Consider the following 20,620-nt stretch of genomic DNA (forward strand, 5'->3'; position numbering starts at 1 on the left):
GGATCCTTATTCTTCCAGCAGCTGGCGGCAGGCTTGCACCGCACTTAATGCTGCCAGCGTTGAGGTTTTAGGGTTCGTACCAAGAGGAAAGCCACTTAACTCAAGCTGCATCTCGCCAAAGCGGCCTCGGGCATAAAGACGATGGGTATTACGCGTGGTGGCCGGATCAACCATCAGCTGCACTTCGGTTTCATCCATGCCGATACCCGCCAGCGCAATGGTGGCGGCAACATTGGCATTGGCTGGAAACAGCCGCGCCGCCTCGCGAGCGCTGCCGTGAAAAAACACCCTCGCCTCGCTGACCTGCGCCAGATTCACTAACTTCTCAGCATGACTGCCACGCCAGCTGGCGGGACTTTTACGCGACTGATAAACCACCTGCTCCAGCCCGCCCTCGCGCGCACTGGCGAGGCCATCCATTCCGGCCACCGCCCCGGCCAGCAGTCGCAGGCGCCCTCCGGTTTGCTGACGCAGCGTGATTAAATGCTGTTCCAGCTGCGCATCAGCCAGCGCGCCGGTGGAGATTACCGCCAGCGTCCAGCCGCGCTGGAGCACCATTGCGGCAAGCTGCGCAACCGCCTGCTGGCTGGCACACTCCAGCACCAGATCCGGCCTTTCGCGACAGTCAGCCGGTGATAGCAGCGGCTCTGTCTGCTGGTTAAACTGCGCAAGGATTGACGGATGGTGCCCGGCTCGTGCGACAATCCAGCCGATGCTTATCCCCTGCGGTAAATGCGCAATCACTTCCTGCGCCATCGCACCGTAACCAATCAGCATGATCTTTTTCATCAAAAGCTCCCGATTAGAGATGGCGGCAAAAACCGCCGGAGACGTCCAGTGCCGCACCGGTAGTAAAAGAGGCCAGTGGCGAAGCGAGAAACAGCAGCGCCTGCGCCGGTTCCTGCGCTTTTCCCAGTCGTTTCATCGGAATGCCGCGCTTGCTGGCAATCTCTGCCGTCCATTGCTCCCAGCTTTGCTGCCGATCGCTGCGCTGTTCAAAACGGCGACGCCACTGACCGGACTCAACCATGCCCAGCAGAATAGAATTAACCCTGATTCCCTGGTCAACTAAGGTTTTGGAAAGGTTTAGGGTCATATTCAGCAGTGCCGCCCGCGCTGCTGAAGTGGCAATCATGTGCTCTTCCGGTTGCAGCGCCAGCAGTGAATTGACGCAGGTAATCGAGGCAATATCCGACTGTGACAACAGCGGCAAAAAGGCCTCAACCGGGTTGATCACGCCAAACAGCTTAAGTTCGGCTTCGCTGAGCCAGGCACTGTGCGGGGTCTGCTCAAATGTCGCGACATAGCCCTGCCCGGCGTTATTGATCAGCATATCAACCCCGCCGAAATGCGCGGCTACCGCTGCGGCAAAGGTATTCACCTGTTCGGCCTGTAAAACATCGCAAGGCAGCGCCAGTATCTGCCCATCAGGAAACTCCTGTTTTAGTGCGGCACAGGCAGTGGCAAGGCGATCGGCGTTGCGGCCACAGAAAGCCACCTTTGCACCTTCCGCCAGCAGTAAACGCAGTGTTTCAAAGCCAATCCCGGATGAACCACCGGTGACAACCGCAACACGTTGATTAATCTTTAGATCCATATTCTGCTCCTGTAAGCCAGCGCAACAGCTGCTGGTTGAAAAAGGCGGCATTATCGAGATAACTGGCGTGTCCGGCATGCGGGATCGGCACAAAGCGACAGCGCAGCGCCGTAGCCAGCGCTTCGGCCTGCACAGCGGGAGTAATCATATCCAGTTGGCCGCACCACACTTCCAGCGGCGTCTGACAATCAGCCAGCCAGCGGCGAATATCGTCCTCTGCCAACATCGCGGCAGCTTGCAGAAAGCCGCCCGGCTTAAGATTGCGCATACTGCTGGCAACGGTGACGATGTCGCGCTCATCAGCATCGGGGCGCAGTAATTTCACCGCGCGCATCGCCGCCATCTGTTCCGTCCCCAGCGCCATCTGCTGCTGACGCTGGCTCAATATCGACTGGCGTTTTTCTGCCGGCTGGCTGCCATATCCCTGCGCCGGATCGGCCAGCACCAGTCGCTGCACCCGCTGCGGATAACGTGCTGCAAAAGCGACAGCCATCAGCGCGCCCAGCGAGTGCCCTAACAGCGAAATGCGCTGTATCTCCGCGGCATCCAGCATTCTCGCCAGCGCATCAGCATAATCACCGGCATTCGGCTGCGGCGTCGGCAGCGGTTTGCTGTCACCATAGCCCGGCGCATCCCACGCCAGCATGCGACACTGCTGCTGCAATGCGACATCATGTAACTGTTTATGCCAGCAGGCGCTGCCGGAGCTGATGCCGTGTAACAACACCAGCACCTCACCATTGCCCGATTGTTGCCAGAAGATCATTACTGCTCCTTAGCTACGCTTCACTTTCGCCAGCGGATGGTCGGCCGGATAGGTCGGGATACGCGGTTTGTTCGCGCCCAGCATCACGCACATCAGCGCCTCTTCCTCACCGTGATTAAACAGGCCGCGATAAATTCCGGCCGGTACTGAAATCAGATCGCGCTCTTTCAGCACCGTCTGATACTCATGCTCGCCATCACGAATCATCAGCGTGATGGTGCCTTTCAACATAAAAAACACTTCTTCAACATCGTCGTGCAAATGCAGTGGGCCTTCGCATTTCGCCGGCAGCACCATAGTGGAGAAGGTAAAGTTTTCCGCCGCTACGGTGTTGTTATCCGCGCTGACGCCGGTGGCTCCGGTTCCGATATAGCGCATCTGCGCACGGCGGTATTTTGGATCGTAATCGGCCTGAAACTTCAGCGCGTTCCAGTCATATTTTCGCCCTTCAAAGCGGGCAATACGTGATTCAACCCACGCATCCATCGGTACATCTTCCGGTTTAACGGTGGTTTTGTTCGGCAGAACCTGGCTATCAGACATATGATTTACTCCTCAGTAACGTTTCAGGATCGGCAGTAACAACGCGCAACCGAGCGCCGCCATCACCACCAGAAAAAGCAGACCGTTATCCATGTTGTGAGTCGCCGCGATCAGCGCCCCCATCACTACCGGTGCCAGCGCGCCGGCAAAATTGCCGAGGCCGTTAAAAATGCCGCCTGCCGTCGCGCTGATCTGCGGATCGGTCGCTTTAGCCAGCAGAGCAAAAATATTCGGCGCACCGGCTCCCCACATAAAGGTGCTGAAACTCATCGCCGCAATCACCTGCCAGCCCTGCTGCAGATGTAACACCGCTACCAGCCCAACTGCCGCCCCGGCCAGCGCGATAAAACAGGCCAGCGCACGCTTATCGACCCGGTCGGAAAGCCAGGCTCCGACCCCTTCGCCCAGCAGCATGGCGATAAAGGGTAATGAGGCCATCCATCCCGCTTCCGACAGATGAATACCTTTTCCTTCAATCAGATAGCTCGGTAACCAGCCGTTGATTCCCCACAGATAGGTCAGAAAAGTGATGTTAAACAGGCAGATCAGCCAGAAATGCGCGCTGCGCATCAATGCTTTGCGTGCGCTGCGGCGCTGTGGCTCTTCCGTAGTACTGCTGGTGCTGCGTGGCGCTTGCTGAACATTGCGCATCACCAGCCGTACCAGCACCACCACCGGTAGCGTCAGCAGCGCCATAAAGAAGAAGGTGCTTTGCCAGCCGAGATGATTGAGGATAAACAGCGACAGTGGGAAACCGATGGCGGCACCAACCGGTGTGCCCAGCAGCCACAGCATGGTGGCGCGCGCCTGCAAGTGCTGTGGAAAGTTATGCCGCACTATGGCGAATGCCAGCGGAAACAGCGGCCCTTCGGCAATGCCCAACAGAATGCGCAGCGTCATCATCCCGCTGTAGGAATGGGTGAAACCCATTGCCAGCATTAGCAGGCTCCACAGCAGCATCATGCCGGTCAGCAGCCGCACCGGATTAACGCGATCGCCCAGTCCGCTCAGCAGTACCGATGAGAAGCCATAGCTTAATAAAAAAGCGCTCATCAGCAGGCCTAGCCGCGTGGTATCGAAACCGATCCCCATCGCCTGCTGAAAATGCGTGTCGGAAAACAGCGCAGCGATGCTGATTTTGTCGAAGAACGCCAGCAATACGCAGGCGAACAACGTTAACGGGATCGACCAGCGCACCGGTTTTTCAGACGTGCAACTGCCTGCACCGCTGGCTGTAACCGCCGCAGTGGATGATTCAATGCTTGTCATGCGATTTCCCCTGTCGGGTGAGCGCGATCCTAGCGCAGCGTCATTAACGAAAACGTCGAATCGGCTAACTGCGCCGGATCCAACACCCGCTCAGCGGCGATCCAGCGCTTTGCCAGCTTGATAGTGCGCGCGTCATTGATCGCCACCAGCTGCTGTAAGCGCTGCTGATTATCCAGCGTAAACCACAGGCCGCCGCTCGCTGTCGGGCGATGTATCGTGTCGCCCTCCGCCGGTAGCCCGAGGATCTGAATATTGCAGTGGTATTGATCGGACCACAGCCACGGAATTTCCTGATAATCCGCCGTAGTGGCATCCAGCATGGCCTTTGCTGCCACCTGCGCCTGATTCTGCGCAAATGCCCAGGACTGTAATGAAATTCCTAATTCGGGATGGCGTGCGACATCACCGGCGGCAAAGATCGCCGGATCGCTGGTCTGCCCCTGGCCGTTGATCACAATGCCGTGATCGATGGCTAATCCCGCCTGCGCCGCCAGCTCCAGATTCAGCTCAATACCAATGCCAACCACCACCAAATCAAAGGCTTGCGTCGCGGTTTTTGCGCTGGTCAACTGCGGATAACCTGCCGCATCGCTCAGTTGGATCTCGCCGCAATCGCACTGCAGATCGACCCCCTGCTGCTGATGCAGCTGCCATAATGCCTGTGATACCTGCGGATTGACGCTGCGCTGGCACAGTAAGGCTTGGCGCTCAAACAGCGTGACATCAATACCTTTGCTACGGGCCGACGCGGCGATCTCAAGGCCAATCCAGCCACCGCCGACCACCGCCAGCCGCCGACACTGATTCAGCGCCTGCTTCAGCGCCTGCGCATCCTGCCAGTTACGCAACGCCATTACGCGTGGATGAGCCTGCCAGGCACTGTCCGGCCAGCGCGGACGGCTGCCGGTGGCGATTAGCAACTTGTCATACGGCAGCGTTTCACCATTATTCAGCAACAGCTGTTTCTGCTCCGGCAGAATCTGTTCGGCGCGCACCGGACGATACCAGCGCAGATGCAGCGCCCGCTGTGTCTCTTCGCTAAACAGGCGCGCCAGCGGCGCATCCGACTGCAGCAGCGCGGCTTTTGATAGCGGCGGACGCTCGTAGAAATCCCAGGGTTCGTCGGCAATAATGCTGATGCTGCCGTTGTAGCCCTGGTCACGCAGGGTTTTTGCCGCCCAGCCGCCCGCCTGACCGCCGCCGATAATCACCATGCCGGCACTCATAACACCTCCAGCTTGTGCTGCTGACGGCGCGTATCGTGATCGATACCCCCTTCAACTGCCCATTCGGTAAATGACACCAGCGAATGCTCCAGCTCTCGCGGCTGCCAGTTTTCGGTCAGCCAGTCGTCGTTGGTGTAATACTCAAAAGCACCGCCGGTCGGGCTGTTGACGTACCAGAAGTAAGCAGACGAAATCGGATGTCGTCCCGGCCCAATAAACGTGCTCCACTGCTCTTTATTCATCGCGATGCCACCACCGATCACTTCGTGAATATCCCGCACGGTAAAAGCAACATGATTGAGTCCACGCTTTTTGTTCGGCAGCTGTAACAGAAACAGATTGTGATGGCCGCCCCGCGCCTGACAGCGCATAAACACCGCGCGGTTGATATAACGGTCGGAGACCTGAAAACCGAGCACGTCACGATAAAATTGTTCAACCGCCGCCAGCTCTTCAACAAAGAACACCACATGACCAATATTGACCGGCTCGGCGCGTTCATACACCGGGCTGGGCTGGTCGACACGGCGTACATCGCCCCACTGGTTAATCGGTGAAATCGGCAGTTCAACCGGCTGTTGTTGGGAAATTTGTACCCGGATGGTCATCCCGTTGGGATCGCGACAGCTCAGTACGCCGTCACACTCACTGAATCCCGGCTGCTGCTGCATGCGTGGGCGAATCTGATCCAACGCCGATTGATCCTCTACTCCCCAGGTCATTCGGCGCAGCGTTGAACCCGGTTCAAAAGCAGCAGGCAGCTCCGGACAGGCGTGGTCGTACAGCGCAACCTGTGCTCCGCTCAGGGTCTGGTAATGATGCGAGGACGCGCCAGTCACTGGCTGTAAGCCAAAATCGCGGATAAATTTGCTGCACAGCGCCAGATCCTCGACGCCAAACTCCAGCTTTTCGATACCCATTACGCTCATAGTTTTTCGCCTCTTTAATTACGGTGAATGATTTTTGGCGTATAGCTGCCCCGGCGCAGATTATTGCGCCTGATAAATACATGATTTAAATCACTATTAACTGGCTTTGGCTAGATGCCCTAAAAATCCGGATATTTTATCTGCCGCGCCCCGCACCTGCTGTTGCAGACGCTGGCGATCCTCTGGCGGCACTTCGCCCGACGGCACCAGAATACTCACCACCGCCGCCACTTTGCCGCTGCGTTTAAACACTGGATAAACAATTGACGAGATGCCATGACGGAAGAAAGACTCACCAATCACATAGCCACGCGCCTTATCCTGCTGCACCATCTGCCACAGATTCTCCCGATTTTTCGGCGCGCCCGGTGCGCTGTCCGGCAACGCTTCCTGCGGATAAAGCTGCTCAAACTCACCGCGGCTAATATCGGTTAACAGCATCCGACCAAGTGAAGTGCAGTGCACCGGCAAACGCGTGCCGACGCTGACCTGGTTAATTTGTGAACCGGCGGCGCTGACGCGGGCGATGTAAATCAGATCGCGCCCGTCGCGGATCGCCAGATGGCTGCTGCACTGGCTGCTGTCACGCAGCTGTTCAATCACCGGCTGCCCGGCCTGCGCCACATCCAGCGAGGCGATATATTCAAACCCCAGCCGCAACACATTCATACCTAAGGTAAAGGTGTTGTTACGCGGGTTACGTTCAATAAACCCCATAAACTCCAGCGTTTGCACCACCCGGTAGGCGGTAGCTTTTGGCATATCCACCAGCCGGTGCATTTCAGCAAAAGTCATCTCACGGTGCTGCTGGCCGAAAGCCAGCAGCAGTTTCAACCCGCGATCCAGCCCGGGAATAAGATAGCGACAGCTTTGATCGTCTGACATGGCGTCTCCCGACTCACTCAGTTGAAAACGAATCCACCGTTAACCGGTAATAACTGGCCGGTGACAAAGTCGGCCAAGGGTGACAGCAACCAAATCGCGCTGCCGCTGACATCCTCTGGATGCTGCGCGCCGCTTAAGGCTCTTCCCTGCTCATAAAGTTGATGTCGCTCGACCGGAACATATTCGGTGGCTTCAACCCGGGTCAGCCCCGGTGCGATAACATTGACGCAGATGCCGCGCTCGCCCAGTTCACGTGCCATTGAGCGCGTCATGGCAATCACTGCGCCTTTACTGGCAACATACGCCAGCAGATTCGGAGCGCCCCATAACGCAGTATCGGAGGCGACATTGACAATTTTTCCGCCTTTCGCCATCAGCGGCACCGCCGCTTTCGACACCAGCCAGGTACCGCGCACATTTACCTGCATTACGCGATCCCACAGCTCAATGTCATACTCCATCATGCTTTTGCCACCCACGCCGGTCGCCAGCGCAGCGTTATTTACCAGCCCGTCAATTGCGCCATGCTGACCGATAGCGTTAAACGCCTGCTCCACTGAAATACTGTCGGCCAGATCGATAGTTTGGGTACTGACCTCAGCACCACGCTGGCGCAGTCGTTCGGCACTTTTCTCCAGTTCAGCGCTGAGAATATCGCACATCACCACCTGCGCTCCGGCGGCGGCAATATCGGCGGCAAACTGATAGCCCAGCCCACGCGCCGCACCGGTCACCACAATCCGCTTTCCTGCCAGCAAACCGCTCATCAGGAGACACCCTGCTGCTCGCTCTGCGCCTCAATTCGCGCCAGCTGCTGTTTGGCCGCCTTCTGCATCATGCGGCGTAAGCGGGACAAGCCAACATCATGTTGATACAGATATTCATGTTCGCGCGCATTCGGTGCCATGCTCTCCAGTACCACCCGATCCTGCTCCAGTACATCCCAGTGCAATCCCTCAAGACGGTTGCGGTACATAAAGCGCCATAAGTCACGTTGCCAGCCATCCACTTTACGGATGCGCCAGAAAAATACCCGGCAGTGATCTTCATCTTCCGGCACCACCATGCCCACAATCCAGAAATGACCGCCCGGTCCAAAGCGCTTCTGATAAGGAATCGACAGACGCATCCACTGTGCGCCGCTGTCGCCAAACTCCACCCAGTCAAAGTTAACGCCAATCTGCCCCTCTTTCTGAAAGACGAAGCCACTGGCGGTAGGTTGCAGAATCATGTCAGCCTTACGATCGCCTTCCGCCATTGAATGCGACGAGGAGTGCAGGTAAGTGCCATGCATCGGGTCCATCACGTTTTCCAGCGCGTACTGATAGTTGCAGTTCCAGCCAGCGGTACAGAGGAAATTGCTATAGCTGGCGCTGTCGGCCAGTTCCTGCGGAAAGCTGAGTTCGCTGGGCTGATCGTCAGCCGTGACGCCAAACCAGAGAAAAATTGCGCCGTGCTCCTCTTTGACCTGATAGCTACGCACGCATTTCTGCCCGACCAGCGGACAGCGATCGACCGCCGGTACATCTTTAACTTCACCGTCGCCGGCAACTTCCACACCGTGATACCAGCAGGCGATGCGATCACCCAGATTCCAGCCCATCGACAGACGTGCGCCGCGATGCGGGCAACGATCTTCCAGCGCCTGCAACTGCCCTTCCCGATTGCGCCAGACGACAATTTGCTGACTGAGTCGGGTAATGCCAACCGGCGCAGACTGCACTTCCCAGCTCGCCAGCACCGGATACCACAGGCCACGTAAGCCTTTATCGAGATAACGTTGGATATTGGTTGTCATGATTTCTCCCGGCTTCAGTAACCGTTAACCTGTAAAAACTCGGCGAAGCTCGCTTCACTCCACGCCTGCCCGCTGCGATCAAAAACACGCTGCTGATTAAGCGCATTGACCAGCTGTGGCAAGGTGTCAACGCCGTCGGCGAACAGCTCTTCCAGCGTGGCAATCAATGAGATTTCAAAAGCTTCAGGCTGGCGATTACGCGTTTGCCAGATCAGATTATGAAACTGGCCAGGCTGATGGATGGCGCCGTTGCCGCCTTCGGCAGGAGGCGTAAACTGCCAGCTTTCCGGCAGTTGTGGATTAAAACCGGGATCGTTGCTCATCACTGTTCCTGCTCCTCTGCGATAAAGGTTATCTGGATTTGGTTATCGATGATGCGCAGCGGAAAACGTTGCAGATCGCGTTCACCGGGTTCGCGCAGACAGCGGCCTGACTTTATGTCGAATACCGCTTCATGCAGTGGGCATTCCACTTTGCCATCTTCAACAAATCCCTGACTGAGTAAGGCATAGGCGTGCGGGCAAACATCCTCAAGGGCGTAATAGTCCCCCTCTACCAGGTAAACACCGATCTCGCGGCCTTCCACCTTGCCACTAAAGGGAAAATCCTCCTGAACTTGTGAAACATTGCACACGCTCATCCAGCTCATAAAAAACCTCCAGGTATTTGTTTCATATATGAAACTTTGTTTCTTATCTAATACAGGCAATATAAAAGCGTGCAAAAGTTCGTCAAGGAGAAAAAAGAGAGAACGGCGGTGCGGAGGTTTTTATTTAACGCAACTGTGTAATTGATCACGAAAAATAGGGGGATATAGGAAATAGTTATTATTAACGCATCTGAGATAACAGAATATTATTTTTATCTTTGTGACAGGATATTTCTTAAATATCATCCACTGAATTTTTTCAGGTACATCCATTACATCTGAAAAAATAGCTTCTTATCGCTGACGCGTTGGTTTCATTAGTGAAACCATTCAGCAAAAGGAAATAAACAACTAACTGAAAATCATATAGTTTCACCAGTGAAACTACAAAGTAATTTCCTCAATAAATAATCCCCGTACGGTTGTAATAATTTAAATCGTTTCATCTGTGAAACAGGAAGGGAATAATTTTCTGTCGCAATTCAAAAAATCATAGTTTATTGCGCAACGGCTGTTGCCTATGAACGGTTTTAATCTGTCAGCAACGACGAAAACGGCTAATTCCAATCGTTTAACACTAAAAGAGTGGGATTAATGGAGGGCGTCAGGGGAGCCATTTCGGCTCCCCTGCACAATAAAGCGCGAATTATTCGCCTTTATTAACTGCCTGCACGTGCAGCATATCCAGCGCCAGCGTGGCAGCAGCCAGCGCGGTCAGATCGGACTGGTCATAGCCTGGAGCCACTTCCACTAAGTCCATGCCGACGATATTCAACCCTTGCAGGCCACGAACCAGTTTTAAAGCCTTATCGGAAGTCAGACCGCCAATTACCGGCGTGCCGGTGCCAGGCGCGTGTGCCGGGTCCAGACAGTCGATATCAAAGGTCAGATAAACCGGCATATCACCCACAATCTGCTTCACCTGCGCCAGAATGTCGTCAACGCTGCGATCGTTAACCTGAGCCGCGTCCAGCACGTGATAACCAAGATCCTTGTCGAATTCGGTGCGAATACCGATCTGCACCGAATGATCCGGATCGATCAGACCTTCGGCTGGCGCATGGTGGAACATGGTGCCGTGATCGAACTTCGCGCCGTTGGAATAGGTGTCGGTGTGCGCATCGAAGTGAACCAGCGCCATTTTGCCAAAGTATTTCGCATGGGCGCGTAACAGTGGCAGGGTAATGTAGTGATCACCACCAAAGGTCAGCATACGCTTACCGTTAGCCAGTAGCTTTTCGGCATGCGCCTGCAGTTTATCAGTCAGATCCTGCGAATCACCAAAGGCGTACACCAGATCGCCGCAGTCGATCACTTTCAGACGCTTACGCAGATCGAAGTTCCACGGATAGCGACACTCTTCCCACGCGAGGTTAGTCGAGATCTGACGAATTGCGTTTGGCCCCAGACGGCTGCCGGGACGGCCTGACGTTGCGGCATCAAATGGAATACCGGTGATCACCCACTCGGCATCAGCATCATAAGGCTGGAAGTTAACCGGAAAACGCATAAAACCGAAGGCGTTAGAAACCAGAGAGTTATCGTACTCATGGCCCAGGGTGTTATTCATAATATTGTCCTCTTGCAATCCTTCATCAGGCATCGTTTAGGTTTAGATGAAAAAAATCCCCTCCGCGTCGTTAACCCGACGAGGAAGGGATTGAGTATTCGTACACATCAGTTAATACCGGCGACGCACGCGCCGCCGGATTTGTTACTCGTCTTCGAGGTAGGTGTAACCATACAGGCCGTTCTCAAACTCTTCGAGGAACTGCGCGCGCAGCTCTTCATCGAGATCGGTTTGTTTCACCTGATTGCGGAAGTGAGTCAGCAGCTCTTTTGGATCGAGCTGCACGTACTCCAGCATATCCGCAACGGTATCGCCCTCATCGGAAAGCTGCACTTCAACGCTGCCATCAGGGAAAGCAAAGACATCCACCGCTTCGGTATCACCGAACAGGTTGTGCATATTGCCGAGAATTTCCTGATAGGCACCAACCATAAAGAAGCCGAGCATCGGTGGATTATCCACATCGTACTGAGGCATTGGCATGGTCGTCGCGATACCGTCACCATCAATATAGTGATCGATAGTCCCGTCAGAGTCACAGGTGATATCGAGCAGCACCGCACGGCGCTCTGGCGATTTGTCCAGACCTTCCAGCGGCAGTACCGGGAACAGCTGATCGATTCCCCACGCATCCGGCATTGACTGGAACAGCGAGAAGTTGACGTAAATCTTATCCGCCATGCGCTCCTGTAGCTCATCAATAATCGGACGGTGCGCACGGTTGCTTGGGTCCAAATGCTGCTGAATATAGTGGCAAATGCTCAGATACAGCTGCTCAGCCCATGAACGCTGAATCAGATCGTAAGTCCCCTGCGAGTAGCCGCTATGGATATCAAACAGATCCATCTGGCTGTCGTGCAGCCATTCACGCAGCGAGCGGCGATTGTTCGGCTCGTGCATCTCCTGCCAGGTATCCCACATGCTGACAATCGGGCGCGGTGAATCAGCATTCGGCGCCTGTGGCACGCTGAATTCATTACGCTCTACGCCGATAATATTGGAAACCAGTACGGTGTGGTGCGCAGTTACCGCGCGACCAGACTCGGTGATGACCGTCGGGTGCGGCAGGTTATGCTCTTCACAGGCATCGCCAATCGCCCAAATGACATTGTTGGCGTATTCGTTCAGACCATAGTTAACCGAGCAGTCAGACTGCGAACGCGTACCCTCGTAATCCACGCCCAGGCCGCCGCCAACGTCGAAGCACTCAATATTAACGCCGAGCTTCGCCAGCTCGACATAGAACCGGGCAGATTCGCGCACGCCGGTGGCGATATCGCGGATGTTAGCCATCTGCGAACCGAGGTGGAAGTGCAGCAGCTGCAGGCTGTCGATACGACCCGCTTCACGCATAATCTCGACCAGTTGCAGTACCTGCGTTGCGGACAGGCCAAATTTCGATTTCTCGCCGCCGCTGGACTGCCATTTGCCAGAGCCTTGAGACGCCAGGCGCGCACGGATGCCAAGACGCGGCACCACGTTCAGACGCTCAGCCTCTTCCAGCACCAGCTTCACTTCGGTCATTTTTTCCAGCACCAGGTACACTTTGTGACCCAGTTTTTCGCCAATCAGCGCCAGACGAATATATTCGCGGTCTTTATAGCCATTACAGACAATCACTGAACGCGTCATGCCAGCATGGGCCAGCACCGCCATCAGCTCGGCTTTAGAACCCGCTTCCAGACCCAGCGGCTCGCCGGAGTTGATCAGCGACTCAATCACACGCTTGTGCTGGTTCACTTTGATCGGATAAACGAGGAAGTAATCCCCTTTATAGCCGTAGGATTCGCGCGCACGTTTAAACGCTGCGTTGATAGAACGCAGGCGATGCTGAAGGATCTGGGGGAAGCAGAACAGAGCCGGTAAACGCTGACCATCGGCCTCGCGCTCTTTCACCAGCTTCGCTAAATCAACCCGGGCTTCCGGCACATCAGGATCGGGGCAGACGCTGATATGGCCCAGCTCGTTGACGTCATAGTAGTTATTACCCCACCAGGCAATATTGTAGGTGCGCAGCATTTTGCTGGCATCTTGATCGCTCATGGCCACCTCCTGCATAGAGCGGAGTACACCCTGTTCGCCTGCTGACGAACCCTTAATAGTCTTCATGTCGTCAGACATCGCGAACCTCAATTTTTAGTAATGATGCGAAACAGTTAGCTACTATCGCAGGTCGATCCTGCCAGAACAACCCATAATCTGTCGATAAACCCAGCATTAATGACTGATTTAGCCAAAAAGCGGGCTGAAGTAAGTTTTCAGAATGAAACACGTCGCCGAACTCCGTGAAACGGGTCAGAAAAAGCGTAAGTCAGCTCTCAGTAAACTGAAAGTCCCTTGCCAAACTGTAGCAAAAGGTTAACCGGCGCAGGTGTCGTGATGATTACCGAAACGAATATAACTTCGGCGAGAGAGAAGATCGGATACCGAAACAGAAAGGGATTGAAGCACGCCAGAGTGGCGTAGCGAACCGGAAAAAACGCAAACGTGGTTCATTACTCGTATCACCTCCACACATACCCAATAAGCACGTGGAAAAACAGGACAGAGGATGAAAACCAGAGCAGGCTCTGGCTATCTGGCGGGCCTGACGTAACGGCGGCGTAGCTCCCTTATTTACCGCCCAAAAGGCAGCGGCGTTTTATACAGCCGCCAGCACAAAAATGCAAAACCAAAATGTGCTGAGTGCGATGATTGTCAGGAAAAATTGCCAACGCAAAATAAACCAAAAATGCGTAATTCCAAAAATCACTGGCATTTGGATTACTGAGTAACCTAAAATAGCCATCCAGATGTTAATCCGTCTATACTGGCTAACTTCTGGACTGCTTGTGCCGCTTTAGCATCGTCAGTCTGAGTCTGACATGAAGGCCTGCACCAAATGAACTGCTCACGGCTTTGCCTGAGGGGGCGTGGAGTCAGGCTAACCTTTCTCTTCGCTATGCAGTTGTTATTTAACCCGTTTTAGTAAGGTAAAGAATAAAATGGCTAAACACCTTTTTACGTCCGAGTCTGTATCAGAAGGACATCCTGATAAAATCGCTGACCAAATTTCAGATGCCGTCCTTGATGCCATCCTGGAACAGGATCCGAAAGCGCGCGTTGCCTGCGAAACCTATGTGAAAACCGGTATGGTGCTGGTTGGCGGCGAAATCACCACCACTGCATGGGTTGATATCGAAGAGATCACCCGTAATACGGTGCGTGAAATCGGCTATGTCCATTCTGATATGGGCTTTGATGCCAACTCTTGTGCGGTGTTAAATGCCATTGGTAAACAGTCTCCGGATATTAACCAGGGTGTAGACCGCGCCGATCCGCTGGAGCAAGGTGCCGGCGACCAGGGCCTGATGTTTGGCTACGCCACCAATGAAACCGACGTGCTGATGCCGGCACCGGTAACTTACGCTCACCGTCTGGTGCAGCGCCAGTCTGAAGTGCGTAAAAATGGCACCCTGCCGTGGCTGCGCCCGGATGCAAAAAGCCAGGTCACCTTCCAGTACGATAGCGGCAAAATTGTCGGTATCGATGCCGTCGTACTGTCGACTCAGCATGCTGAAGAGATTGGCCTGAAAGATCTGCAAGAAGCGGTGATGGAAGAGATCATCAAGCCGGTTCTGCCAGCTGAATGGCTGAATGAAAGCACCAAATTCTTTATCAACCCGACTGGCCGTTTTGTTATCGGTGGCCCAATGGGTGACTGTGGTCTGACCGGTCGCAAAATCATCGTTGATACCTACGGCGGCATGGCGCGTCACGGCGGCGGTGCATTCTCCGGTAAAGATCCGTCTAAAGTTGACCGCTCAGCAGCTTATGCTGCACGTTACGTGGCGAAGAATATCGTTGCTGCCGGTCTGGCTGACCGTTGTGAAATTCAGGTCTCTTACGCTATCGGCGTTGCAGAACCGACTTCCATCATGGTTGAAACTTTCGGTACCGAAAAAATCCCTACCGAACAGCTGACCCTGCTGGTGCGTGAATTCTTCGATCTGCGCCCATACGGCCTGATTCAGATGCTGGATCTGCTGCACCCAATCTACCGCGAGACTGCGGCCTACGGTCACTTTGGCCGTGAGCACTTCCCGTGGGAGAAAACGGATAAAGCCGCACAGCTGCGCGAAGCTGCTGGCCTGTAATAAATTTTTGTCGCGGGGGTCATACCCTGCATATCATCAGGACGGGAGCCGAAAACAGCTCCCGTCCTTTTTTTACGCCGAACACTATCTCCCTTGATACCGACCATCCCCCATCCCAGCCATCAAACATCGCTGCAATAGTTAGTCTCGCCTGGACTTTTTTTCCGTCTGAAACCTTTCTCTGATAACGATTACATTTTGAAACGCTTTAATTATCTGTTATTTAGATGTTGCGCGGCGTAGTCATAAGTAAAAAAATGCGCTATTTTCAGCGTCGTCTGATGGGCAATAATTGGAATAATGTCAGAAACTTATAAATGACCAATACCGTCTGGTTATCAGGTCTTAAACAGGTGAAAAATGCTGGTTTACAGGGAATCAGCGTGTGTAACCGATTACACTAGTGTGATCAGCCTCACTTTTTACCCGCGGCATGTTTTCTAACATTGATAAAAAAACAACATAGTTACTACGTGGAGGCAATATGCCTGGCAATACACACAAAAGCAGAACCTCGAATAAGGCCATGACCTTATTTGTCTGCTTTCTTGCAGCACTTGCAGGGTTACTGTTTGGTCTGGATATCGGCGTTATTGCCGGTGCACTGCCATTCATCGCAAAAGATTTTAATGTCACCAGTCATCAGCAAGAGTGGATCGTCAGCTCAATGATGTTTGGTGCCGCAGTCGGTGCCATCGCCAGTGGCTGGATGTCTTCCAGCCTTGGTCGTAAAAAAAGCCTGATGGCCGGTGCCATCCTGTTTGTTATCGGTTCGCTGTGGTCAGCCTTTGCCCCTAACCCGGAAATGCTGATTGTTGCACGCGTGCTGCTGGGCCTGGCAGTCGGCATCGCCTCTTATACCGCTCCACTCTATCTCTCTGAAATCGCGCCGGAAAAAATCCGTGGCAGTATGATTTCACTGTATCAGCTGATGATTACCATCGGTATTCTCGGCGCTTACCTGTCCGATACCGCTTTCAGCTATACCGGCAACTGGCGCTGGATGCTGGGCGTCATCACCATTCCGGCATTGCTGCTGCTGATTGGCGTGTTCTTCCTGCCTAACAGCCCACGCTGGCTGGCGGCGAAAGGCAACTTCCGTGACGCACAAAGGGTGCTGGATCGCCTGCGTGATACCAGCGAACAAGCAAAACGTGAACTGGATGAAATTCGCGAAAGCCTGAAAATCAAGCAGTCCGGCTGGAGTCTGTTTAAAGGCAACAGCAACTTCCGTCGCGCGGTGTTCCTTGGCGTATTGCTGCAGGTGATGCAGCAGTTCACCGGTATGAACGTCATCATGTATTACGCGCCAAAAATCTTTGAAATTGCCGGCTTCGCCAATACCACTCAACAGATGTGGGGCACGGTTATTGTTGGTCTGATCAACGTGCTGGCGACCTTTATCGCTATCGGGCTGGTCGATCGCTGGGGTCGTAAGCCGACGCTGACGCTGGGCTTTATGGTGATGGCGGCAGGGATGGGCATTCTCGGCACTATGCTGCACATCGGCATTCACAGCGAAGCTGCGCAATACTTCGCGGTTGCCATGCTGCTGATGTTTATCGTTGGTTTTGCTATGAGCGCCGGTCCGCTGATTTGGGTACTGTGCTCTGAGATTCAGCCGTTGAAAGGGCGTGATTTTGGTATCACCGTCTCCACTACAACTAACTGGATTGCCAATATGATCGTTGGCGCAACCTTCCTGACCATGCTGAATACGCTGGGCAATGCCAACACCTTCTGGGTGTATGCAGGGCTGAATCTGTTCTTTATCGTGCTGACCCTGTGGTTGATTCCTGAAACCAAAGGTATTTCACTGGAGCATATTGAACGTAACCTGCTGTCAGGCAAGAAATTGCGCGATATCGGTTCACGTAATTAACTCTGCTTTTTTTAACGGGCGGCGGCAACGTCGCCCGAACGTCAACTCTTGCATCCCCTGCTCCGCAGAATTATTCTTCCTGCTATGAAATCTCCCCGACTCCCCATTGCTTTGCAGCAGTCCGTGATGCGCGCATTGCGCAGTAAACTGCAGCAGGCTAATCAGCGTCTTGAACGCGACTATCCGGAACCCAATTTGCTCTATCAGCAGCGCGGCACTGCTGCCGGTACCGCCTGGCTGCAAAACTGGGAGATACGCCTTAATCCGGTGCTGTTGATGGAGAATCAGCAAGCATTTATCGATGAAGTGGTTCCGCATGAGCTGGCGCATCTGCTGGTATGGAAACACTTTGGCCGGGTGCCACCCCACGGTAAAGAGTGGAAGTGGATGATGGAGCAGATCCTCGACGTGCCCGCGCGTCGCACCCATCAGTTTGCCGTCAGCTCGGTACGCAGCCGTGCTTTTGCTTATCGTTGTGGATGCCAGCAGCATCAGCTGACGGTGCGTCGTCATAACCGGGTGGTGCGGGGTGAGAGTGAGTATCGTTGCCTGAAATGTGGCGATATTCTCAGAGCGGATGATTTCATCAGTTCTTAAAAAACCGTTAGGCGGTTAAAAAACAACCATTAACTCACTGATTACCTTCAACGTAATTCGTTATCTTTGCGGCTTCTGTTAACCTGCGCGCTGTTTCTGATTAGCAAAAAAATGGATTATGTCGCGCAAAATTATTAGCACCCTCGCACTCACGCTACTGCTCTCACCTTTTACCGCCCAAAGCCTGAATCTGGATAACTATCATCAGAATAATTTTCAGCAGGCAAAAACTTACGCCGTGCAGATTAACGCCGATGCGCCGGGTTCGTTTTACTGTGGTTGTAAAATTAACTGGCAAGGAAAAAAAGGCATTCCGGACCTCGCCTCCTGCGGCTATCAGGTACGTAAAAATGCCAACCGCGCCCAGCGCATCGAATGGGAGCATGTGGTCCCCGCCTGGCAATTTGGCCATCAGCGCCAGTGCTGGCAAAATGGTGGTCGCAAAAATTGCAGTAAAGATCCGGTTTATCGCCGCATAGAGACCGACCTGCATAACCTGCAACCGGCAATTGGCGAGGTCAACGGCGACCGTGGCAACCTGATGTACAGCCAGTGGAATGGCGGTGAGCAGCAGTATGGCCGCTGTGAAATGAAGATCGATTTTAAAAACAAACTGGCCGAGCCGCCGGCACGCGCCCGTGGTGCAATTGCGCGGACTTATTTCTATATGCGCGACCAGTATCAACTACAGTTGTCGAGGCAGCAAACCCAGCTGATGACCGCCTGGAACAAGCAGTATCCGGTGACGAGCTGGGAGTGTGAACGCGACAAACGCATCGCACGGGTTCAGGGCAATCATAATCCCTATGTACAGCAAGCTTGCCAGCGGTAAAATCACTACCCTAAACTAAGTCTTTCATGTTTTACGCCGCCCGACGATTTCGCGCGGCATATTATTATCAGGAATCCCATGCGCATACCCCGCATTTACCATCCCGACGCCTTGCAGGTCGGTAGCGAAATTGCTCTGTTCGAAGATGCTGCTAATCATGTTGGACGCGTATTGCGCATGAACAGTGGTCAGGCGCTGGAACTATTCGACGGCAGTAATCTGACGTTTTCCGCCGAAATTACTCAGGCGGATAAAAAAAACGTCCGGGTGAAAATCCTCTCAAGCCAGGCCGACAGTCGTGAATCCCCGCTTCATCTGCATTTAGGTCAGGTGATGTCGCGCGGTGAGAAGATGGAATTTACCATCCAGAAGTCAATCGAACTGGGAGTAAATGTGATTACCCCCTTGTTTTCTGAGCGCTGTGGCGTAAAGCTGGATGCAGAGCGTTTAGCCAAGAAAATTCAGCAGTGGCAAAAGATTGCCATTGCAGCCTGCGAACAGTGCGGGCGTAATACGGTGCCGGAAGTGCGCGAAGCGATGACGCTGGAAGCCTGGTGTGCAGAAGCCGATAGCGGTTTGAAACTCAACCTTCATCCGCGAGCGCAGCACAGCATCAACACGCTGCCGCAGCCGGTAGAGCGGGTACGCCTGCTGATTGGTCCGGAAGGCGGACTGTCGGCCAGTGAAATCGCCATGACCGCAGAACAGGGCTTTACCGATATTCTGTTAGGACCACGTGTTTTACGCACTGAAACCACTGCACTGACGGCGATGACCGCTTTGCAGGTACGCTTTGGCGATCTCGGCTAGCACCATGGGTAAAATATTCATCCGGGCTATCTGAAACACTGTAGCGGAGCCGCTTTCTGCTCCCGCTAAATCTTTGGCAAGCGCAGCATTGACTGCCGCCACTACACACGCGAGTCACGCAGCTGTGAATTCAGGAGAACACATGATTAAGCTTGGTATTGTGATGGACCCGATTACCTCCATCAACATCAAAAAAGACAGCAGCTTCGCAATGCTGCTGGAAGCACAGCGCCGTGGTTACGAAATTCATTACATGGAGATGAGCGATCTCTATCTGCGTGCGGGCGAAGGCCGGGCGCGTACCCGCACCCTGAGCGTTGAGCAGAACTACGACAAATGGTTTGAGTTTGGCAGCGAGCAGGATATTGCACTGTCTGATCTTAACGTGATCCTGATGCGTAAAGATCCGCCATTTGATACCGAATTTATCTATGCCACTTACATTCTTGAGCGCGCGGAAGAGCAAGGCACGCTGATTGTTAACAAACCACAAAGCCTGCGCGACTGTAACGAGAAGCTGTTTACCGCATGGTTTGCCGAGCTGACGCCGGATACCCTGGTGACGCGTAACGCCCATCAGATCCGCGAATTCTGGCAGCAGCACGGCGATATTATTCTGAAACCGCTGGATGGCATGGGCGGCGCGTCAATTTTCCGCGTTAAGCAGGAAGATCCTAACCTGTCGGTGATTATCGAAACGCTGACCGAGCACGGTAATTTCTACTGCATGGCGCAAAACTATCTGCCGGCGATTAAAGAAGGTGATAAACGCGTGCTGGTGGTAGACGGCGAGCCGGTTCCTTACTGCCTGGCACGTATCCCGAAATCCGGTGAGACGCGTGGCAATCTGGCGGCAGGTGGTCGTGGTGAAGCACGCCCACTGTCTGAAAGCGACTGGGAAATTGCGCGCCGCGTGGCACCCACGCTGAAAGCCAAAGGTCTGATCTTCGTCGGTCTGGATATTATTGGTGATAAACTGACTGAGATTAACGTCACCAGCCCAACGTGTATCCGTGAAATCGAAGCGGCGTTCCCGATCTCGATTACCGGCATGCTGATGGATGCGATTGAAAAACGTCTGGCCTGATTATTTACACGGGGCGTAAGCCCCGTTGCAAACCCGTTAACAGC

Annotated in this window: 20 protein-coding genes; 6 read left to right on the top strand and 14 right to left on the bottom strand. The window is 53.9% G+C overall.

From position 1 onward, the window contains the following. Positions 1-6: 6 nt before the first annotated feature. From RIN69_RS18380 to speA, 14 genes are all read right to left on the bottom strand, one after another. Positions 7-789 (bottom strand): aspartate dehydrogenase, encoded by a 783-nt coding sequence (locus RIN69_RS18380; RefSeq protein WP_313853596.1) that lies wholly within the window; start codon positions 787-789, stop codon positions 7-9. Positions 790-802: 13 nt separating this feature from the next. Further along, positions 803-1,597, bottom strand: coding sequence for an SDR family oxidoreductase (locus RIN69_RS18385; protein WP_313853598.1), 795 nt, complete (start codon positions 1,595-1,597; stop codon positions 803-805). Further along, entirely contained in the window at positions 1,581-2,363 is a 783-nt protein-coding gene (locus RIN69_RS18390; RefSeq protein ID WP_313853599.1) for an alpha/beta fold hydrolase, read from the bottom strand. Before RIN69_RS18390 ends, RIN69_RS18385 begins: the two co-directional genes overlap by 17 nt. Positions 2,364-2,372: 9 nt before the next feature. Beyond that, complete coding sequence (locus RIN69_RS18395) at positions 2,373-2,906, bottom strand: cupin domain-containing protein (protein ID WP_313853601.1); 534 nt, start codon at positions 2,904-2,906, stop codon at positions 2,373-2,375. Positions 2,907-2,918: 12 nt separating this feature from the next. After that, a complete protein-coding gene (locus RIN69_RS18400) occupies positions 2,919-4,175 on the bottom strand; it encodes an MFS transporter (protein WP_313853603.1) in 1,257 nt (418 codons plus the stop codon). 29 nt (positions 4,176-4,204) lie between these two features. Continuing rightward, the gene (locus RIN69_RS18405) at positions 4,205-5,401 is read right to left on the bottom strand and encodes an NAD(P)/FAD-dependent oxidoreductase (RefSeq protein ID WP_313853605.1); all 1,197 of its coding nucleotides are present in this window, start codon (positions 5,399-5,401) and stop codon (positions 4,205-4,207) included. After that, positions 5,398-6,330, bottom strand: a complete 933-nt coding sequence (locus RIN69_RS18410) for a VOC family protein (protein ID WP_313853607.1) — start codon at positions 6,328-6,330, stop codon at positions 5,398-5,400. Before RIN69_RS18410 ends, RIN69_RS18405 begins: the two co-directional genes overlap by 4 nt. 96 nt (positions 6,331-6,426) lie before the next feature. Then, on the bottom strand, positions 6,427-7,215 hold the full coding sequence (locus RIN69_RS18415; RefSeq protein WP_313853609.1) for an IclR family transcriptional regulator: 789 nt from the start codon (positions 7,213-7,215) through the stop codon (positions 6,427-6,429). Between the two features lie 17 nt (positions 7,216-7,232). Continuing rightward, entirely contained in the window at positions 7,233-7,982 is a 750-nt protein-coding gene (locus RIN69_RS18420; RefSeq protein WP_313853610.1) for an SDR family oxidoreductase, read from the bottom strand. Further along, positions 7,982-9,013: an aromatic ring-hydroxylating dioxygenase subunit alpha gene (locus RIN69_RS18425; protein ID WP_313853611.1), complete on the bottom strand. Its 1,032-nt coding sequence runs from the start codon at positions 9,011-9,013 to the stop codon at positions 7,982-7,984. The genes RIN69_RS18420 and RIN69_RS18425 overlap by 1 nt, the downstream gene beginning before the upstream one ends. A gap of 14 nt (positions 9,014-9,027) precedes the next feature. Continuing rightward, positions 9,028-9,336, bottom strand: a complete 309-nt coding sequence (locus RIN69_RS18430) for a recombinase-like helix-turn-helix domain-containing protein (protein WP_313853613.1) — start codon at positions 9,334-9,336, stop codon at positions 9,028-9,030. Further along, a complete protein-coding gene (locus tag RIN69_RS18435; protein WP_313853614.1) occupies positions 9,336-9,662 on the bottom strand; it encodes a Rieske (2Fe-2S) protein in 327 nt (108 codons plus the stop codon). Before RIN69_RS18435 ends, RIN69_RS18430 begins: the two co-directional genes overlap by 1 nt. A gap of 646 nt (positions 9,663-10,308) precedes the next feature. Then, positions 10,309-11,232, bottom strand: coding sequence for an agmatinase (gene speB / locus RIN69_RS18440; RefSeq protein ID WP_313853616.1), 924 nt, complete (start codon positions 11,230-11,232; stop codon positions 10,309-10,311). A 144-nt stretch (positions 11,233-11,376) separates the two neighbouring features. Next, complete coding sequence (gene speA, locus RIN69_RS18445; protein ID WP_313853618.1) at positions 11,377-13,353, bottom strand: biosynthetic arginine decarboxylase; 1,977 nt, start codon at positions 13,351-13,353, stop codon at positions 11,377-11,379. A gap of 863 nt (positions 13,354-14,216) precedes the next feature. Here speA and metK point away from each other — a divergent pair. The 6 genes from metK to gshB all read left to right on the top strand — a co-directional run bounded on the left by metK (position 14,217) and on the right by gshB (position 20,576). Beyond that, positions 14,217-15,368 (top strand): methionine adenosyltransferase, encoded by a 1,152-nt coding sequence (metK, locus tag RIN69_RS18450; RefSeq protein ID WP_313853620.1) that lies wholly within the window; start codon positions 14,217-14,219, stop codon positions 15,366-15,368. A 484-nt stretch (positions 15,369-15,852) separates the two neighbouring features. Beyond that, positions 15,853-17,250, top strand: coding sequence for a sugar porter family MFS transporter (locus RIN69_RS18455; protein WP_313853621.1), 1,398 nt, complete (start codon positions 15,853-15,855; stop codon positions 17,248-17,250). A gap of 84 nt (positions 17,251-17,334) precedes the next feature. Further along, on the top strand, positions 17,335-17,847 hold the full coding sequence (locus tag RIN69_RS18460; RefSeq protein WP_313853623.1) for a SprT family zinc-dependent metalloprotease: 513 nt from the start codon (positions 17,335-17,337) through the stop codon (positions 17,845-17,847). Between the two features lie 118 nt (positions 17,848-17,965). Beyond that, the gene (endA, locus tag RIN69_RS18465) at positions 17,966-18,679 is read left to right on the top strand and encodes a deoxyribonuclease I (RefSeq protein WP_313853625.1); all 714 of its coding nucleotides are present in this window, start codon (positions 17,966-17,968) and stop codon (positions 18,677-18,679) included. 78 nt (positions 18,680-18,757) lie between these two features. After that, positions 18,758-19,489 carry a 16S rRNA (uracil(1498)-N(3))-methyltransferase gene (rsmE, locus tag RIN69_RS18470; RefSeq protein ID WP_313853627.1) on the top strand — a complete coding sequence of 244 codons (732 nt, stop codon included), beginning with the start codon at positions 18,758-18,760 and terminating at the stop codon, positions 19,487-19,489. 142 nt (positions 19,490-19,631) lie between these two features. Further along, positions 19,632-20,576: a glutathione synthase gene (gshB, locus tag RIN69_RS18475; RefSeq protein WP_313853629.1), complete on the top strand. Its 945-nt coding sequence runs from the start codon at positions 19,632-19,634 to the stop codon at positions 20,574-20,576. Positions 20,577-20,620 lie beyond the last annotated feature (44 nt).

Source organism: Winslowiella toletana, from assembly GCF_032164335.1.
Taxonomy (GTDB): Bacteria; Pseudomonadota; Gammaproteobacteria; order Enterobacterales; family Enterobacteriaceae; genus Erwinia; species Erwinia toletana_A.